The 17,926-nt window shown below is 60.7% G+C and carries 12 protein-coding genes; 6 read left to right on the top strand and 6 right to left on the bottom strand.

Annotation, left to right across the window (positions count from 1 at the left end):
* Positions 1 to 99: 99 nt before the first annotated feature.
* Both BLR13_RS33255 and BLR13_RS33250 read right to left on the bottom strand, forming a co-directional pair.
* Positions 100 to 489, bottom strand: coding sequence for a Zn-ribbon domain-containing OB-fold protein (locus BLR13_RS33255; RefSeq protein ID WP_074814699.1), 390 nt, complete (start codon positions 487 to 489; stop codon positions 100 to 102).
* A complete protein-coding gene (locus BLR13_RS33250) occupies positions 489 to 1,637 on the bottom strand; it encodes a thiolase domain-containing protein (RefSeq protein WP_074814702.1) in 1,149 nt (382 codons plus the stop codon). The genes BLR13_RS33255 and BLR13_RS33250 overlap by 1 nt, the downstream gene beginning before the upstream one ends.
* A 691-nt stretch (positions 1,638 to 2,328) precedes the next feature.
* Between BLR13_RS33250 and BLR13_RS33245 the strand changes: the two genes are divergently transcribed.
* Complete coding sequence (locus tag BLR13_RS33245; protein ID WP_091976312.1) at positions 2,329 to 3,291, top strand: IS110 family transposase; 963 nt, start codon at positions 2,329 to 2,331, stop codon at positions 3,289 to 3,291.
* Between the two features lie 1,115 nt (positions 3,292 to 4,406).
* Here BLR13_RS33245 and ltrA read toward each other — a convergent pair.
* The gene (ltrA, locus tag BLR13_RS33235; RefSeq protein ID WP_433994240.1) at positions 4,407 to 5,729 is read right to left on the bottom strand and encodes a group II intron reverse transcriptase/maturase; all 1,323 of its coding nucleotides are present in this window, start codon (positions 5,727 to 5,729) and stop codon (positions 4,407 to 4,409) included.
* A gap of 907 nt (positions 5,730 to 6,636) precedes the next feature.
* Here ltrA and BLR13_RS33225 point away from each other — a divergent pair.
* The 4 genes from BLR13_RS33225 (at position 6,637) to BLR13_RS33210 (ending at position 10,654) form a co-directional block, all read left to right on the top strand.
* Entirely contained in the window at positions 6,637 to 8,199 is a 1,563-nt protein-coding gene (locus BLR13_RS33225) for an SUMF1/EgtB/PvdO family nonheme iron enzyme (RefSeq protein WP_074830803.1), read from the top strand.
* Between the two features lie 20 nt (positions 8,200 to 8,219).
* The gene (locus BLR13_RS33220; RefSeq protein WP_074830805.1) at positions 8,220 to 8,645 is read left to right on the top strand and encodes a DUF4399 domain-containing protein; all 426 of its coding nucleotides are present in this window, start codon (positions 8,220 to 8,222) and stop codon (positions 8,643 to 8,645) included.
* 564 nt (positions 8,646 to 9,209) lie between these two features.
* Complete coding sequence (locus tag BLR13_RS33215) at positions 9,210 to 10,370, top strand: DUF2652 domain-containing protein (RefSeq protein ID WP_074814710.1); 1,161 nt, start codon at positions 9,210 to 9,212, stop codon at positions 10,368 to 10,370.
* A 53-nt stretch (positions 10,371 to 10,423) separates the two neighbouring features.
* A complete protein-coding gene (locus BLR13_RS33210) occupies positions 10,424 to 10,654 on the top strand; it encodes a DUF3303 domain-containing protein (protein WP_244524984.1) in 231 nt (76 codons plus the stop codon).
* A 263-nt stretch (positions 10,655 to 10,917) separates the two neighbouring features.
* On the opposite strand, the gene BLR13_RS33205 is transcribed toward BLR13_RS33210, so the two are convergent.
* Both BLR13_RS33205 and BLR13_RS33200 read right to left on the bottom strand, forming a co-directional pair.
* Complete coding sequence (locus BLR13_RS33205; protein WP_074814713.1) at positions 10,918 to 11,895, bottom strand: ABC transporter substrate-binding protein; 978 nt, start codon at positions 11,893 to 11,895, stop codon at positions 10,918 to 10,920.
* A 94-nt stretch (positions 11,896 to 11,989) separates the two neighbouring features.
* Positions 11,990 to 12,421 (bottom strand): hypothetical protein, encoded by a 432-nt coding sequence (locus tag BLR13_RS33200; RefSeq protein WP_074814714.1) that lies wholly within the window; start codon positions 12,419 to 12,421, stop codon positions 11,990 to 11,992.
* 742 nt (positions 12,422 to 13,163) lie between these two features.
* Here BLR13_RS33200 and BLR13_RS33195 point away from each other — a divergent pair.
* A complete protein-coding gene (locus tag BLR13_RS33195; protein ID WP_157793749.1) occupies positions 13,164 to 14,156 on the top strand; it encodes an ABC transporter substrate-binding protein in 993 nt (330 codons plus the stop codon).
* A gap of 134 nt (positions 14,157 to 14,290) precedes the next feature.
* Here BLR13_RS33195 and BLR13_RS33190 read toward each other — a convergent pair whose 3' ends face one another.
* Complete coding sequence (locus tag BLR13_RS33190) at positions 14,291 to 17,785, bottom strand: indolepyruvate ferredoxin oxidoreductase family protein (RefSeq protein ID WP_074814718.1); 3,495 nt, start codon at positions 17,783 to 17,785, stop codon at positions 14,291 to 14,293.
* Positions 17,786 to 17,926: the final 141 nt, after the last annotated feature.

Raw genomic sequence — 17,926 nt, 5'->3', positions numbered from 1 at the left:
ACAGGCTCCGGCCGGCATCCAGTAATCACCGGCGTTTACTGGATCCCCGCCTTCGCGGGGATGACCGTCGCTGTGTGGCGCGCAGTGCGCGAACTTCTATTAGGCCGGCGTGAAGAACGGCAGCGGCGCGCCGTCGGTCGGCTTGAACACCACTTTCACCTTCTGGCCGACCTTGAGCTTGTCCATGTCGCAGTCGACGATGTTGGTCTGCAGCGACGGGCCTTCCTTCAGGGTGACGTAGGCGATCGCAAACGGCCCGGTGGCGGATTTGCGCATCAGGCTGAAGGTGTAGATCGTGGCTTCGCCCGAACTCTCTTCCCACACCGTCTTGTCGGAGAAGCAGAACGGGCAGATCGAGCGCGGGAAGAAATGCGGCTCGCCGCAGGCGGTGCAGCGCTTGATCAGGAACTTGCCCTGCTTGGCGGCTTCCCAGAACTGAGCGGTTTCGGGATTGGTGACAGGCGTCGGATATTTCTTGGCGTCGGCCATTATGCGCGCTCCAGAATGCAGGTTGAGGCGGCATGGCGCACGCCGAGAAGTCCGCCGGTGCCGTGGGCGACCGCGAGATCGCAGTTCGGAACCTGCACCTTGGGATGCGCTTCGCCGCGAAGCTGGCGCACCGCCTCGATGATCTTGGTCATGCCGCCGCGATTGACGGGGTGATTGCTGCAGAGGCCGCCGCCGTCGGTGTTGAACGGCAGTTTGCCGACGCCCGAGATCAGGTTGCCGTCGGCAACGAACTTGCCGCCCTCGCCCTTCTTGCAGAAACCGAGATCCTCGAGCTGCATCAGCACGGTGATGGTGAAGCTGTCATAGATCGAGGCGTATTTGATGTCCTTGGGCGTGACGCCGGCTTCCTCGAACGCGCGTGGGCCGGACCAGACGCCGGCCGAGTAAGTGAGGTCGAGATCCTTGCCGCCGCGCGGACCCTTCATGGCTTCGCCGTGGCCGATCAGGCGCACCAGCGGCTTCTTCAGGCTTTTTGCAATCTCCGGCGTGGTCACGATCAGCGCGCCGCCGCCGTCGGTGACGACGCAGCAATCCATCCGATGCAAGGGATCGGAGATCATCGGCGAGTTCAGCACGTCCTCGACGGTGACGACTTCCTTCAGCATCGCATGCGGGTTGTACTGCGCGTGATGCGAGGCCGCGACCTTGATCCAGGCGAGCTGTTCGCTGGTGGTGCCGTAGTCGTGCATATGGCGCATGGCACACATGCCGTAGGCATTGTGCGTGGTAGCCCCGTAGGCCGCCTCGAAATCGACCTCGGCGCCGGCCGCGCGCGGCGGCATCGGGCCGGTGCGGGGCTTGCCCGCCAGCGTGATCAGCGCGATCGAGCACTTGCCGGCGGCGATCGCTTCGGCTGCGTGGCCGAGATGGATCAAATAGGAACAACCGCCGGTATCGGTGGAATCCATGTGGCGGACCTTGAGGCCGAGGTAATCGACCATCGGCCAGAGGCCGCCGGGGGCATCGCCGGCGCAGAAATAGCCATCAATGTCGGCTTTGGTCAGCCCGGCGTCCTCGATCGCACCCTTGGCGACCTCGGCATGTAGCTGCGCGGTGGATTTATCGGGTGCGTGCCGGGTGGGATGTTCATAGATCCCGGCAATGTAGGCTTTGCCCTTGATGGTCAAATCGTTCTCCGCTGGCGTTTCTTGTTTCCAGCGTTTTTCTGGCCTGTCGGCGCGGCCTTGGCAAGCGTGGAAATATTCCGTCAGGCGAGACTTGATACAAAACAAGACTTGCACGCCACCGCGATCTCGCGGCGCCAAGCGCCCGGAGTTTTGCTGGGAATCCTTGCCCTCCGAAATAGAGGGCGCAGGGAAGACCGGGCGCGCGCTGCACCCGCGGTCTCGCAGGCTGTTGCAAAAAGATATGCTGCCCACGAGCATACAGGTTCAGCGGAGAACACCCAGCCTTCCCTGCGCAATAGCTTTACGGCTTATACGAGATCGTCCTGGTGACCCTGCTTGTTGTGACACCATCGCTCTCGGGCAACGTTGGCTACCCTCGAACTTGACGCCTGCATCGGGGCGTCGGACCCAAACGATTTCGCCGTACGCAACAGTGCGCTCGTCTTTCGCACCATCGCGTCCACCGCATCTCACCGCACGTTCGTGACGATCGCGAGCGCCCCTTGTGTCGGCAAAAACTGGCAGAATGTGCGAACGGGCGGTTGAAGCAGAACCGCCCGTTGCTGGAACTGAGCCCGTAACGCCCCAAAGCGGCAGAGCCTGTATGAGAGCGAGGGACAGCTCCGGTGTCTTCCTCAACCCGAACAGTTGCAAGGGCCGTTGAGCCCGTACCGAGCAAGGAAGGGAGTGGATGATGGCACAAAATGGTCTCGTTGTCGTCGGCATCGATGTAGCAAAGGACAAGGTCGATGCGTGCATTCGCGAGTTGGCGCTGCGGCAGACGTATCCGAGCACTGCCCAGGGTCATCGCAAGCTGGTTGCCTGGCTTCGCAAGCACAAGGTGAACAGGGCGGTGATGGAGGCCAGCGGCGGCTATGAGCGCGATTGGGGGAAGGTGCTCCGTCTGGCCGGCATCGCCGTACGGATCGTCGACCCCAAGCGAGTCCGCAGCTTTGCGCAGTCGGCCGGACGCCTGGCCAAGAACGATACGATTGATGCAGAGATGATCGCTTGGTTCGCAGAGACGTTCAGCGAGGCGCCGGGCCAAGTGCACGATGCCGCGCGCGAAGAGCTGCAGGCGCTGGTGAAAGCTCGTCTCAATCTGGTCGATCTCAAGATACGACTGGAAGCTCAAAACGAGCATGCTGCACCAGGACAGGCTCGGAAAGCGCGGACCCGTATCTTGAAGAGCTTGCTCGAGGAAATTGCCAAGCTCGAAGTCGCGATCTCGGCCCAGGTCAGGGCCACACCTCATCTTGCCGAACGCGCCGAGATCGTCGAGAGCGTGCCAGGCTTTGCCGAAACGAGCTCAGCGAACCTCATTGCTGGAATGCCGGAGCTTGGCCAAGTGAGCGACGAGATCGCCGCGGCGTTGTTAGGCGTTGCCCCTTATGACGATGATAGCGGAAAGCGCCGCGGCGAACGCCACATCAAGGGCGGCCGCCGTTGGGTCCGAAACGCCCTCTACATGCCGTGCCTCGGCGCGGCCACACAGAACAATCCTGTCTTCAAGGCCTACTATCAACGGCTACTTGCCAAGGGGAAGGAGCCGAAGGTTGCGCTCGTCGCCTGCATGCGAAAGCTGATCATCATCCTCAACACAATGATCGCACGCCGGCAGAAATGGGATCCCAGCCGTTACGCACTGAATTGAGCGAGCGCACTTCACCGCGCTCGGTCCTCGACCGAGCGCATGCCTAGCCAACAGACCGGGGAGCGGACGGCGTCAAGGCCGTAAGCCGCCGAAGGCGGGGGCGCGCCTCGCGCCAGCCTTGAGGCCAGCCGATCACCGGTCTACTTCAGCACAGTTGCTCTCATCGCGGGAGACGGGCGGAGTTAAACTTCTGATTTGCCCGACGGGGCCAGCGATTTATTTTTGCGCGAGGGGCTGGACAGACGTTTGGTGATTTGCCCGTCGGGTTACTTTGTCGCAGGCTTCGACTGCAATCAGCTATTGCCAGCAAACCCGACTCGCCCGCTGTGGCTCAGGCGGCGTGGTGCTTCCACCCGACTCCGACAGGAGACGCGCATATTGGCTCGAGAGCATGTGCCATTTGCACGACCTTGGCGTTTAGTGTGACGATGTCCGCTCCCGAGGGTAGAGCGGACGTCGCGGTGGCGCGGTTCGACTTCCGAAAATGGGTAGAGTCGAGATGTGGCGCGGTGGCTTTAGGTTGAACATATCTGTTGCCGCCTCTTTCGTCTGGCGGTGCCTTAGTGGTTCAGCCGTGACTCCGTTTCCACATCCCGCTCATCGAACCGGACATGCAGATCTCCCGCATCCGGCTCTCGGACAAGAACTCACGCTTTCGCGTGCAACGCTTTCTGCAGTTTCTGACCATTTATCGGAGTTGATAGGTTTCCCAATCTCCAAGGTCCTTCCCTACGTATTGCGTCTGTCTTGAACTGAGGTCCCTTCCCTCCACCGGCGTTACCCGGCTTCAGCGGTACTACGAACCCCTCCGCCACCCCAGGGCACCCGGCCTGTCCCTCGCGGGCATCCGGTTGGTCATCGCTGACCGCGCCATGGGGCTTCCCGTGTTGCGTACGCTTTCCTTGTGTACATGCCGCCGCCACTACCCCGGCGCAGCGGCTGGGGCGTACTCTTCGCTCTGCTTCACCCAGCCGTATCAGCCTTCCCCGAAAGGGTTGTCGGGTCGGCCTGCGCATTGTCCTTTTCGAGGATTGCTCAGCGTATCGCGGTAGGGACGGCCATTGCTGGCCGCCCCCCGCACAGATCCGGACTCGCCCGACTAAGGCATCCGGCTCCTACCTTGGGTGTCTGACGTCAAAGCGGTCGTCAGGCCAGGGATGAAGGATACGCGGCGTGGGGAGCCAGTGAGCGACCAACTTCGTCATGCGTTCCCATGTGAACCCATCTTTCTGACAGCGCCGCCGAAGCGTTCGTCGCCAGAGATCGGTCACATAATGCCGGAACGCCGAGAGCGCCCGACTGTTTGTCGGAACCGCGTAGTAGGCGAAGTGGCCAGCTACGACCTGCCTCAGCCATTTCCCTTGCTCTGGAATTGGCTGATGCATCCTGCGCAGTAGCTCCGCCTTGATGTCCCCAAGCTTCCGCCGCATGCGGTCGCGTCGGGTCTTCCGTTGAAGCTGGAAGTTGCCGCGGCGAGATCGACCACAAATGAAGGTGAAGCCCAGGAACGCGAAGGTTTCCGGTTTTCCAAGCCCGCGCAGCTTGCGATCGTTCGCAGCAAAGCGGCCGAACTCAATCAAGCGTGTCTTGTCCGGATGAAGCGACAGTGCAAATTCCCCGAGCCTGTCATGCATCGCATCAAGGAAGCGACGTGCGTCGCCCTCATGCTCGAAGCCGACAACCAGATCGTCGGCATATCGCACGACGATCATATCGCCCAGGGCCTCCTGCCGTCTCCAGCGCTCAACCCAGAGGTCGAAGCAGTAATGCAGGTAGATATTGGCTAGGATCGGCGAGACCACCGAGCCTTGGCCAGTTCCCCGGTCATCAACTGTTACGACCCCATCTTCGAGTATACCCGCTCTCAGCCATTTCTGGATCAGGCGGATGATGCGCTTGTCACCGATCCGATGTTCAACGAAGCGAACTAGCCAATCTTGGCTAACAGCCCCAAAGAAGTTCCGGATGTCGGCGTCAAGTATCCAGTTCACCTTTCTTGTTTTGATCGCGGTCGAAAGTGCGTCCAACGCATCATGCGGTCCTCGTCCGGGTCGGAACCCATAAGAGAAGCCGACGAAGTCGCCTTCGTAGATAGCATTGAGCACCATGACGGTCGCGCCCTGGACGATCTTATCCTCAAGCGCGGCGATCGCTAACGGCCGTTGTTTTCCATCCGCCTTGTCTATGTAGGCCCGGCGGGATGGTTGCGGCCGATAGGCTCCTCGGAGGACCCGTCCATGCAGATCCTCGATCCTGAGTTCGAGGTCCGCCTCGTAGTCCTGCCACGTCATACCATCCACACCGGGGGCGGCTTTGCGCTTAAGCGCGTAGAACGCCGTCCGGAGCGTATCGACACTGATATGGTGGAGGAGCGCGGTGAACTTCTCCTTCTTCCTCTGCCTTGCGGCTTGCCGTACACGGCCCAGCGCCTGGGTCACGCGAGCCCGGCTCTGCGCCCGGTGCGTGCTTTGCTGATCCGCGTTCCCCTTGGTCCCCGGCCTTGGCTCCACCGGCTCCGCCACCGGTCGCCCGGCTTTGTTCGTCGGCTTCGTCACTACTATGCCGGAGTCAGACTTCTCTGAATCGTGCATCAACGGCTACGGCTCCTCACCTTCCCGCTACGGACCATCCGACCCCAACAGGGCCTACGGCCGATCCAGAGATCTCCCGGTTCCCGCACAAGGAGCGTCCGTACATGCCAGGGTCTCAGACCACGCCGGATCCGACAGGCGCTCGCAATAACGCGCCTGCCGGTTTTGCCTTCCGTCAAGTGAACAACGTCGGCAACCGGGTTGATAACGGTTTCGCGGCTCAATGGCTGGCCTATACGCTCCCCTACCGACGCTTCGCCGACGTCCTCGCGGACGCCTGCGCACGGATCGGGGGCGACGTGGGTTGCTACTCCTTCATCGCAGTGGACTTTCACCACATACTCCTTGCCAGTCTCCCGGCGCACTCACTCGCGTTACGGCCTGCACACTCGCGCTGTCACCAATTCGTGACACGCTAACCAGAGGCTTCAGCCACTTCGTTACCTCCATGACTGCTCCGGTTGCTTCCGGCTGGAGCGATTGCCGGGTGGGGCTTGCACCCACTGGAAAGCGCCGCCTTGTCACGGCGCACACCCAGAATGGACATCGGGCAAGCAAGCTACAGACGCTGATGTGAAGCGGTTCACATTCGAATATCGGGGTTTGAGCTATCAGGTGCAGACCCGGAGGAAGGCTTCAATTGGCTTGTCCCAACCCGGCAGTGTGATAGTCTCTTGTTGGCGAGTTCCAATTTCTGCGGAAACTAATTGTCCGCCCCTAACACTGCCGTTTGCGGTGTGTGGAGACCCAGGTCATGGGTGAAATTCGCAGACTGAAATCGAGCAGAGCTGGCGATCCCCCGCGAGAGTCGACGCCGCCGCGCCGTCTTGCTGCGATTGTCGCTGGCGATATTGCGGGCTACAGCCGTCTCATGCAGATCGATGAAGAAGGAACGCATCTTCGCGTGAAGCGGATCGAGCGTGACCTCATAGAGCCCAGCATCGTGGGGCATCACGGAAGGCTCGTCAAAACCACTGGTGACGGATTTATTGCGATTTTCGACAGTCCTGTCGAAGCTGTGCGGTGCGCTATCGTCATCCAGCAAAACATGGTTGGACGCAACACATCTATGCCGAAGCATCATTGGATTGAATATCGGATTGGCGTCAATCTTGGCGACGTTATCATCGAAGTAGACGACGTTTTCGGCGATGGCGTCAATATTGCCACGCGCCTTGAGGGTATTGCCGTTCCTGGCCAAGTTTACATCTCAGGCGGCATCTACGAGCAGATAAAGCACAAACTGGTTTGCGGATATGAGTCGCTCGGAGATCGCAAAGTAAAGAACATCACAGACCCAGTAAGAGTCTACCGTGTGCTTCCGGATCCGGCCGCTTTCAACAGGACCCGAAAACGACGCGAGAACATTCTGATTTTTTTGCTGAGCCTGTTTTTGCTGGTCATCGCAAGCGGTGTCCTTTGGTATGTGTTTTGGCAACCGCATGGCAAGGTTGGAGGTCAGGCTTCAGCGCCGGTTTCGCCAGAGATACCGAAGGTGCTCTCGTCACCGCCGCCCACCGTGAAACAAGCAGCACCCCAAACTCAGCCCGCTCCTTCGGTGGCCCCAGCTGTGAAACAAGGAGCGTCGCAACCTCAGCTCGCGTCTCCAGCCACGCCTGCAACACAGCTGACCTCGGCGGTCCGAGAGCCCGAAATGAATATGCTTCGCGGCGGTAACTTCATAATGGGCAGTAATGACGAAGTCACAGAGAAGCCAACTCACCAAGTCGCTATCAAGCCGTTTGCGATCAGTCGGTATCCGATTTCCGTTCGCGAATGGAACGAATGCGCTGCAGCGAAGGCATGTGCGTTCGTGGCAACCGGCAAAGATGACGCGCCCATCACGAACGTAAGCTGGAGCGATGCCAAGCAATTTGTTGCTTGGCTCGCAGGCGCAACGCGAAGGGCATATCGGCTCCCAAGCGAAGCCGAATGGGAATATGCCGCCCGTGGCGGCACGCAAACAAAGTACTGGTGGGGCGACCAGTTTCTATCTGGCATGGCCAATTGCAAGAACTGCACTGACATCGCAGCCGCCGAGCAACCCATCAAGGTCGGGAGTTTTAGGCCAAATCCGTTTGGGCTATATGATATGGGTGGCGGCGTCGATCAGTGGGTAGAGGATTGTTGGCACAAGAATTATCAGGGTGCGCCATCGGACGGTTCACCGTGGGTCGAGGGCGACTGCGCGTCGCATGTCATTCGGTCTGGGTCGTGGAAGAATGACGCGCGTTATGCCCGGCCGACGAACCGCGATAGTTACGACACGAACGTTCGATATCCGACACATGGTTTGCGGGTCGCGCTATCTCCATGAAAGCGTCAGAGGGCATGTTCATGAAAATCGCCCGGCTTGTCGTGCTATCAGTGGCGCTGGCACCCCTGTCGTGCGCTGCCCAGGCTCAAGGAAAGTCCGCGCCAACGGATGCGGTTCTGTATTTCGTTTGGCCGCAGGACGGCACAACGATCAAAGGAGGGTTCTGGTGTCGTTTCGGTCTGCGGAACATGGGTGTCACCCACGCGGGCGACGATTTTCAGAATAGCGGGCATCATCATTTGCTGATCGATGTGGATGAACCACTCGACCTCAACGAGCCGATCGCACAAGACAAGAACCATCTTCATTTCGGAGCGGGCCAGACCGAGGCACGGATTGAGCTGCCGTCCGGAAAGCACACTCTCCAACTAGTGTTGGGCGATGCCAAGCATTACCCGTTCAACCCGCCGCTCGTTTCACCAAAAATAACGATCAGAATTAAGTAGGACTGGCTTCGTTGCGGTTTTCATTTTTGGATCGAACCGACCCATGAAGTCTTGCGCACTTTTGGGGCTGCCCTTCACCGGCCGTCGCATCAAATCGGACCCGCCCTTATCCGACCGGGCCAGGTCAAGACCGGGCCGAACTCCTGAGCGCTGGTCGAATGGCGCGGCTACCGGAGCGGCCACGCGCCGCTCGATCAAGAGAAAGGCCGGCGGGCTCTACGCCGCCGACCTTGTCCTGCAACTGCCGGCTCGCGGGCCGGTTCCATTGCTTTGCACTCCGCAGTCATGGCTAGCACCCACCACTTGGTTGACGCCATTGCACGCGGGTATGACGTGACCGTACTTAAGTTGGCTCGGACTAACCAATCGGACAAGTCGACTAAACGCTGGTTTAATCACATCCGAGGCAGCCGCCTTTTGCAACAAAATCGACCCATCAGAGACATCGAACCTGATCGCGTCTGAGTCCGGTTGGGTGCCATTTCCCCCCCCCCGCTGGCCGGGGCGAAGTGCTAGGCTTTCAGTATTGCACAAGGCGCTTTCTCACGAGGAAAGGACAGCTCAATGCTTTCGAAACCCGAATCCGCTTGTTTCGTGATCGCGGACATCTCCGGCTACACCGGCTTTCTCGCCGGGGTCGAACTCGAGCATGCGCAGGACATCATCGCCGACGTGATGGACACCATGGTGAGGCGGCTGCGGCCGCCATTCCGGCTCGCCAAGTTCGAGGGCGACGCGGCCTTCTTCTACGCAGTCGCCGACAAGGTCGACGGCTCGGCGCTGCAGGACGCCGTGGAGGCGGCGTATTTCGCCTTCCGGAAGCGTCTTCGCAACATCAGCCAATCGACCTCCTGCGCGTGCAACGCCTGCAACCGGATGCAGGATCTCGACCTCAAATTCGTCTGCCACCACGGCGAGTTCATCAAGCAGAAGATGTCGGGCCGCGACGAACTCGCCGGCCGCGACGTCATCCTGGTGCACCGCCTGCTGAAGAACGGCGTCAACGAGCGCCTCGGCGGCCACGCCTATGTGCTGTATTCCGACCCCTGCATTCGGGCCATGGGCATCGATCCCACGGCGCAGGGCCTGGTCGAGCACCGGGAGTCGATAGACATCATCGGCGAGGTGACGTGCTGGGTGTGCGACCTCGAAGCGGCATGGCAGCAGGAAAACGACCGGCAGATCAACCAGGTGACCCGCGAGGCCGCGGCAGCCGTGATCGAGTTCGACATCGCCGCCCCGCGTCCGGCGGTGTGGGAGCATTTCACCCAGCCCGGGCTGCGGCCGAAATGGCGGGCGGCGGACGAGGTGCGCGAGACTTCGCAGAGCGGCCGGCGCGGGGTCGGGACCGTCAATCACTGCATGCATGGTCCCCACGCCATCATCGAGGAGGTGCTGGACTGGCGTCCGTTCGACTACCTTACGATTTCGACGCTGTTGCCGATGCCCGACGCCCCCAAGGTGATCATGTCCTACGCGTTCCTGGAGGGGAAGCCCGGGGCGACGCATATCGAGATAAGGCTGGCGAGGCCGAAGCCGAAGGACCAGGCGTTTCTCGACCATGTCGGCGCGGAATTCCAGAAGACCATCACGGCCGAAATCGAAAAGCTCCGACAGATGCTGGAAGGACAGGACGGGGCGCCGGCCGCGGTCGAAGAGCCGATGCTGCCGGTACCGGCGGAGCGCTTCTTGACCCAACCCGCGCGCACCAATTTACCGACTTAGCCCGATGACAAGCCCTCCAATGCCCACTTCACAACAAACAAAGGAGGATACCGATGAAGTACATGATCACCTGGAGCGAACGTTCGCAAGGATCGCCCATCGAGTACGAGAATGCCCAGAAGCGGATTCTGGAGGTCTTCACTCAATGGAAAGCGCTCCGACAACTTCAAGATCGAGATGTTCGTCATACGAGTGGGGGACTGGGGCGGGTATATGCTGCTGGATTGCGACGATCCGTTGGCGGTTCACTAGTTCTGCTCGATGCTGCCTGCCTTTGTATTTGAAGCGCGGCCAGTGGTTCCTATCATGGACGCCGTCCGGGTCGAGCTTGAAGCAATTGCCTTTCGTGACGAACTCAAAGGCAAGTAACAGCATCACAACGGAAGACTGCAAGATCGCGAGCGCTCCACTGCTCGCTCCACGTCAACGAAGCGGCCGAGCGAAGTCGCTGCCAAATGTCACCTAAAAATCATCCCATCATCAAAGCATTCCAAGACCGATGCCGGTGAATGACCAATGGAATCCCGTCTCGACAGCCAATGGTGTCTCATTCAATTACGTCGTCTGCGCGGCCAAGCAGAGACAGCGGGAACGTGAGGCCGAGCGCCCTGGCGGTCTTCAGGTTGACGACTAGCTCGACCTTCACCGACTGCTGGACTGGGAGATCGGCCGGCTTTTCACCTTTGAGAATCCGGCTCGCGTAGACGCCCACTTCGCGATAGGCATCCCATAAATTAGTCCCGTAGCTCATAAGGCCGCCCGCGGCAGCGTAATCGCGGAATGCATAAGCCGTGGGGATGGAATGGCGCGCCGCTAGCGCAACGAGTTGCTCGCGCCGACCGTTGAAGAACGTATCGCCCTGTACGCAAAGTCCGCCAGCGCGAATTTGGTCGAGGGTTGCGAAAGCCGGCTCGAAGTCGTGTTCGCTGCTGGCGTGCAGGATATGCACTCGCTGCCCAATCGTGCGCTCCGCCACCCGAATTTGTCGAGAAAGGGCGTCCGAAGTCGCATTTTTCGGATTTACGAGATAGCCGACGATGGTGGCGTTCGGAACCAGCTCATGGAGCAACTCCAGTAGCTTCGGCCCCAGGTCGTCGTTTAATGGGGTTACGCCCGTGACGTTGCCGCCCGGCCGGCTCAGACTGACGACGAGGCCCAGGGCGATTGGGTCGCCACCTACAAGGAAGACGATGGGGATGGTCGTCGTTGCCTTGGCAACGAGTGCGGCTGCGGTGCCGAACGCAACAATGACACTCACCTGACGGTCGACCAGGTCGGCTGCGAGTGCTGGTAACCGATCGTATCTTCCCTCAGCCCAGCGGTATTCGACCGCTACGTCACGGCCCTCAACGTAGCTGCTCTCGCGCAGGCCGCGATGAAATGCCGCAACTTCAGCGCGCCGCGCTTCAGGCGATGTGCCATGGAGGAACCCGATCACCGGCATCGCCTCCTGCTGGGCGCGCGCGGCGAGTGGCCAGGTAACCGTCGCACCGACTAGAAGACTGATGAAGTCGCGCCGCCTCATGCGGTCCTCCCGGGAAGCTCCAGGCTACATCGAGGCCGAAGCGGCAGCGGATAGGTATTCAGCGCGGCGCACTGAAACGCTCCTCATCGACCGGCTATTCCGCACTTCGGGCGAATGCGTTTCCAGTGCAGCCTGCGTCCTGCGCGTTGTTCGGCTCAATATTGACCGAATATTCGTAACCGTCTCGACAGCCAATGCTCCAGTTATCGACCCCGGATTCAGTGCCGCCTTGATACGTGGTCCGAACAACAGCATCACAAGCCAGCTTTTTATTTTTCAGAACCAGGGTCCAGAAAGCGAGATGCTCCGCCCGATCCATCGCAAGTATCCTCGTCGTCCTTTGATTGGGGGCATGGATCGTTTTGAAACGTTCGGAAGCTGCGGCCGTGGATGGCACAGCGGTTGACGAAGCCGTGGCATACGCCTTGTTCAAATGCAGATCAGCATCCAGAACAGGCCAGACAGCTGATGCGACGACGAAGCTCGCGGCAGCCGCCAAAAAGACAATAAGTGACCGCTTCAGCATGTCTCACCCTCCCGGGGCTCGAGACACAGGCGGACATTGCGGCGTCGCGAGGCCGCAAAGACCTTGAGAAATGAATGTACTTGGCGAACAACACCGACAGCTGCAATCGCGGCGGCTGGGCCGGAACTTCGATCGGTAGCCGATCGAGGTTGTCGCACCTGCGGCAAGCGGATTCCAGCAGCGGCGCTGACGTGTGCGGAAAAATATCAAGGTCGGGCTGACGATACCTTTTAGAACCCTGTCAGCTGGGCTCGAACCGCTGCGTGCCGTCCCTGCGAGCAACGTACACGGAGTTGCTAAACCTGATCCGCCAGCAGGATCTCACATTCGGTCACAGGCAACCTGATCTGGAGCGCGGCACGATGATCCGACCAGCGGCAAATTCAAGTCACAAATTATAAACCCGTGGAGGTTAAGAACCCCCGCGGCTCAACCAATCCGGATTGCAGGCTGCGTTATTGGCGCCACGGATGTGGTCAGCGACGGAGCGCGCACTCGTTGGCATCGCGTAATTGAATACTGTCAGATCGCTTCACGCGCAGAGCGATAAGGAACGTCCGCTTGTGGCACAAATGCGAAGTGCCGGCTGCTTCGAGCAATGTCCGCTTTCTGGGGGCAGACCGGAAGGCATTTGCCCGAACTGAATTCTTCCGATTCTGAACCCGTTGCCTTAGCGTCATTTCGGCGCTCGTCTGAGGTTGCGGTGCTCCCGGCGTCTGGTAGAGCTTGGATCGAGCGATTGATGCGCGGCATGATGAGTGAGGGTCGCATGAAACGACGAGACTTTCTGTGGGTGTTCGGGGGAGCAACAATGGCATTGCCGCTAACTGCTGGCGCTCAGCAGGCAAAGGTGCATGTCATCGGCATTCTGGCGCTGGGGAATCCCGACCCCGCGGTTTTCCTCGCGGTAATCCGCGAGGAACTCGCAAGGCTTGGATATGTCGATGGGCGCAATTGCCGATACGAAGTGCGCACCGCTCAGGGCAAAGCGGCGCAATTGCCGGCGCTCGCCTCGGAACTCGTCAGGCTTTCAGTTGACGTTCTGGTGACGTGGCAGACGCCGCCAACATTCGCCGCTCGCGACGCGAGCGAAGAGGTCCCGATCGTGATGGTTGGGGTCGGCGATCCCGTCGCCACCGGCATCGTGGCTAGCCTGTCGCGGCCTGGGGGCAACATCACCGGCAATACGGCCATCGCGGCCGAAATCATGTCCAAAAACATGGAGCTCATTCGCGAAACACTGCCGAAAGCCACTCGCGTCGCGGCGTTTGCCAACACGGTCGACCCGTTCACACCGCCGTACCTGCAGCACATCGAAACTGCAGCAAGCCGGCTCGGCATCGCTATTGAACGCGTTATGGCGCGGCCGACAGAAGACGCTGATCCGTATTTTCAGTCCATGCGAGAGAAGCAGGTTGATGCTGTCATAATTCAACCTACGCTATTACGGCCCGGCGTAGCCGATCTCGCATTGAAGCATCAGCTTCCCACGTTCTCCATGGCATCAAACTTTCCGCTCTCAGGCGGGCTGATGGCATATGGAGCAAACGGTCAGGCCCTGGTGAGGGAAGGCGCGGTCTACGTCGACAAGATATTGAAAGGCCAGCGCCCCTCGGAACTGCCGATCGCGCAACCGACCAAATTCGACCTCGTCATCAATCTCAAAACGGCCAAGGCGCTTGGCCTGGCAGTGCCTGCCAATCTTATCACACGGGCCGACGAGGTAATCGAATAGCTGCTTCTTGCAGCGATGCATAAAGTCCGCAAATGGGAGGGGGAGCGGACATCTGGTGATGTCCGACTTGAGTCGGTTATTTGAACGACAGCGGACCTAACTGGCCGCGACGAGTCTCCATGAGGGTTAGATCCCTACTCCGCCGCGATCTGCCGCGGCGCCGGCGGCGGGCTGACTAGGTCGGCGGCCAGTTGCGCGTAGCGCACTTTGGCTTCCTGCACCGCCTTCTCCTTCACCGGGCCGTAGCCGCGGATGCGATCCGGCAGCGAAAGCAGCTCGATCGCGGTGTCGAGATTGACCGGCGACAGCAGGCCCAGCACGGTCGCAACATCCTTCTCGTAACCGGCGATCAGGTCGCGCTCCAGCCGGCGGTCGGGGCTATAGGCGAAGACGTCAAACGGCGTGCCGCGCAACACCTTCAGCTTCGCGAGAATTTTGAACAGCGGCATCATCCAGGAAGCGCTGAAGGCGCGCTTGCCCGGCCGCCCCAGCGCATCGGGTTTGCCGGCCAGCATCGGCGCTGCGAGATTGAAGGAGAGCTTGAAGTCGCCTTCGAACTGGTCGCGAAGCTGCTTCTCGAACCGGCCGTCGGTGAACAACCGCGCCACTTCATACTCGTCCTTGTAGGCGAGCAGTTTGACGTAGTTGATCGCGACCGCCCTCGGCAGTTCGTCGCCGAAGCCGCCGTTCAGCGCGGCATTGCGAACCTGAGTCACCGCGTTGCGGTAGCGGTCGGCGAGTTTCGCGTCCTGATACTCGGTCAGCAGCGCGCTGCGATGGGCGATGATTTCGTCGAGCGACATCGCGTCCAGCGTCTTGGGTGCTATGGTCTCGTCATGGTCCTTCATCATGGCCGCGAGCCGGGCCGGGTCGTGCGCGGCGAGACGGCCGAGCTGGAAGGCCTGCGTGTTCATCTTGACCGCGACGCCGTTGACCTCAATCGCCTGTTCGATCGCCTTGGCCGACAGCGGCAGCAGACCGCGCTGATAGGCAAAGCCCATCATCATCATGTTGGTGGCGATGGAGTCGCCGAGCAAAAATTCGGCGGGTTTGGTGAAGTCGAAGAAGGACGAGTCCTTGCGCAGCGCGGTCTCCAGGACGTTGTTGACCTTGCGGCTCTGGAAATTGAAATCGCGGTTGAGGATGAAATCCGCGATCGGAATCAGATGGGTGTTGATGATTCCGGTGGTGCGGCCGGATTCGCAGAGCGTGATGGTTTCCTTGGCAACCGCCACCACTTCGTCGGCGGCAAGCACGAGATCGGCAGTGCCGGTGACGATGCGCGAGCAGGTGACGTCGGCGGTATGTTCGGAGAGACGAACGTGGCTCAGCACCGCGCCGCCCTTTTGCGCGAGGCCGGACATGTCGAGGATCATGCTGGCCTTGCCTTCGATATGCGCGGCCATGCCGAGCAGCGCGCCGATCGTCAGCACGCCGGTGCCGCCGACGCCGCCGACGGCGATGTTGTAGGGCCGCTCCAGCGTCGGGCGCGAGGCCGGCTCCGGCAGTTCACCGATATCGCCGAGCCCGGCCGGCACGCGGCGGCGCATCTTGCCGCCGTCGATGGTGACGAACGACGGACAAAAGCCCTTTACGCAGGAATAGTCCTTGTTGCAGGTCGACTGGTTGATGGTGCGCTTGCGGCCCATCTCGGTTTCCAGCGGCTCGACCGAGATGCAGTTCGACTGCACCGAGCAATCGCCGCAGCCTTCGCACACCGCCGGATTGATCATGACGCGCCGTGCCGGATCTTCCAGCAGGCCGCGCTTGCGGCGGCGGCGTTTTTCGGCGGCACAGGTCTGCACGAACACGATCGCGGAGGCGCCCTTGACCTTGCGCAGCGTCTTCTGGACCGTGTCGAGGTCGTCGCGATGCGCGACCTTGACGCCCGGCGCGATATCGGAGGCCGGATAGGCCTCGGGCGTTTCCGAGACCAGATAGATCTCGCGGATGCCTTCGGCGTGAAGCTGGAAGGTGATCTGCTGCGGCGACAATTCGCCGTCGACATGCTGGCCGCCGGTCATCGCGGTCGCGTCGTTGTAGAGGATTTTGTAGGTGATGTTGGCGCCGGACGAGACCGCCTGACGGATCGCGAGGCTACCGGAGTGGAAATAGGTGCCGTCGCCGAGATTGGCGAACACATGCTCTTCCTTGGTGAACGGCGCCACACCGACCCACGGCACGCCCTCGCCGCCCATATGGGTAAAGGTCTCGGTCGAGCGATCCATCCACAGCGCCATGAAGTGACAGCCGATGCCGGCGAAGGCGCGGCTGCCTTCCGGCACTTTGGTCGAGGTGTTGTGCGGACAGCCCGAGCAGAAATACGGCGTGCGGGTGATCGGCGCCACCGCCTGCATCTGGGTCGCCTCCCGGCCGTTGAACCAGTCGGCCTTGGCGCGCAGCATCGCCGCGATTTCGGGATTGAGATTCAGTCGAAGCAGCCGCTCGGTCAGCGAACTCGCCAGCGACGCCACGCTCAACTCCGCGGCAAACGGCAGGAAGCGTTTGTCGTGATCGTCCATCTTGCCGATGATGCGCGGGCGGACATCGTCGCGCCAGTTGAACAGCTCCTGCTTGACCTGGTTCTCGACGATCTCGCGGCGCTCTTCGATGATGAAGATCTCTTCCAGCCCCACCGCGAATTCGCGCACGCCCTGCGGCTCCAGCGGCCACGGCATGCCGATCTTGTACAGCCGCAGACCGATCTTGGCGGCGACCTCCGGCGTGACGCCGAGTTCGCGCAGCGCCTGGCGGATGTCCTCGTAGCTCTTGCCTGACGCCATGATGCCGTACCGGGCATTCGGCGAATCCATGGTGATGCGGTTGACCTTGTTGGCGCGGGCAAAGGCGATGGCGGCGAAGCCCTTGTAGTCCTGCAGGCGGCGGTCCTGTTCGAAGCGATCGTCGGGCCAGCGCAGGTTGAGGCCGCCGGGCGGCATTTCAAAATCAGTGGGTATGACGAAGGGTGTCATCTCGTCGGTCAGGTCGATCTCGGCGGTGGTTTCCACCGTCTCGGTAATCACCTTCATGCCGACCCAGCAGCCGGAGTAGCGCGACATCGCGATACCCAAGAGGCCCATCTCGATCATTTCGTGGATGCTGGAGGGATAGAGATAGGGCATCAGCGCCGACATGAAGGCATGGTCGGACTGGTGCGGCACCGTGGAGGATTTGGCGCCGTGGTCGTCGCCGGCCAGAACCAGCACACCGCCGTTTTTGGCAGATCCCGCCGTATTGCCGTGGCGGAAGACGTCGCCGCAGCGATCGACGCCGGGGCCCTTGCCGTACCAGATGCCGACCACGCCATCATATTTGGCGCCGGGCGACAGATTGAGCTGCTGCGAGCCCCAGACCGCGGTGGCCGCAAGGTCCTCGTTCACGCCGGGCTGGAACTTGATGTTGTACTGCTCGAGATGCTTGCGGGCGGCGAAAAGCTGCTGATCGTAGCCGCCGAGCGGCGAACCGCGGTAGCCGGAGATGAAGCCGGCGGTGTTCAGCCCCGCGGCGCGGTCGCGCCGGATTTGCGCCATCGGCAGACGGACCAGCGCCTGAATGCCGGTCAGGAAGACATGGCCGGAGCCTTGGGTGTACTTTTGATCGAGACTGATCGGACCCTGGTTGATTCCCATAATGCCCTCTTTGCCACCCTTTAAGTCTTGGTCGCCAAATCTTGGTCAACACGACGCTTTTTAGCTAGTCATCCGAACTTGTTAGAACCAGTCTATGTCGGATTTTCCGCCCCACGCACTACAAATCTGGACAACCTGGCC

It is taken from the genome of Bradyrhizobium ottawaense, from assembly GCF_900099825.1.
GTDB classification, from domain to species: domain Bacteria; phylum Pseudomonadota; class Alphaproteobacteria; order Rhizobiales; family Xanthobacteraceae; genus Bradyrhizobium; species Bradyrhizobium ottawaense_A.
The sequence above is the reverse complement of the archived record's forward strand: the minus strand, read 5'-3'. Positions and strand labels throughout refer to the sequence as shown.

Bases quoted from the DNA above. Each gene is read 5' to 3' on its own strand.
- BLR13_RS33255 (WP_074814699.1), bottom strand. From the start codon at position 489: ATGGCCGACGCCAAGAAATATCCGACGCCTGTCACCAATCCCGAAACC.
- BLR13_RS33245 (WP_091976312.1), top strand. From the start codon at position 2,329: ATGATGGCACAAAATGGTCTCGTTGTCGTCGGCATCGATGTAGCAAAG.
- BLR13_RS33225 (WP_074830803.1), top strand. From the start codon at position 6,637: ATGGGTGAAATTCGCAGACTGAAATCGAGCAGAGCTGGCGATCCCCCG.
- BLR13_RS33220 (WP_074830805.1), top strand. From the start codon at position 8,220: ATGAAAATCGCCCGGCTTGTCGTGCTATCAGTGGCGCTGGCACCCCTG.
- BLR13_RS33215 (WP_074814710.1), top strand. From the start codon at position 9,210: ATGCTTTCGAAACCCGAATCCGCTTGTTTCGTGATCGCGGACATCTCC.
- BLR13_RS33210 (WP_244524984.1), top strand. From the start codon at position 10,424: ATGAAGTACATGATCACCTGGAGCGAACGTTCGCAAGGATCGCCCATC.
- BLR13_RS33205 (WP_074814713.1), bottom strand. From the start codon at position 11,895: ATGAGGCGGCGCGACTTCATCAGTCTTCTAGTCGGTGCGACGGTTACC.
- BLR13_RS33200 (WP_074814714.1), bottom strand. From the start codon at position 12,421: ATGCTGAAGCGGTCACTTATTGTCTTTTTGGCGGCTGCCGCGAGCTTC.
- BLR13_RS33195 (WP_157793749.1), top strand. From the start codon at position 13,164: ATGCGCGGCATGATGAGTGAGGGTCGCATGAAACGACGAGACTTTCTG.
- BLR13_RS33190 (WP_074814718.1), bottom strand. From the start codon at position 17,785: ATGGGAATCAACCAGGGTCCGATCAGTCTCGATCAAAAGTACACCCAA.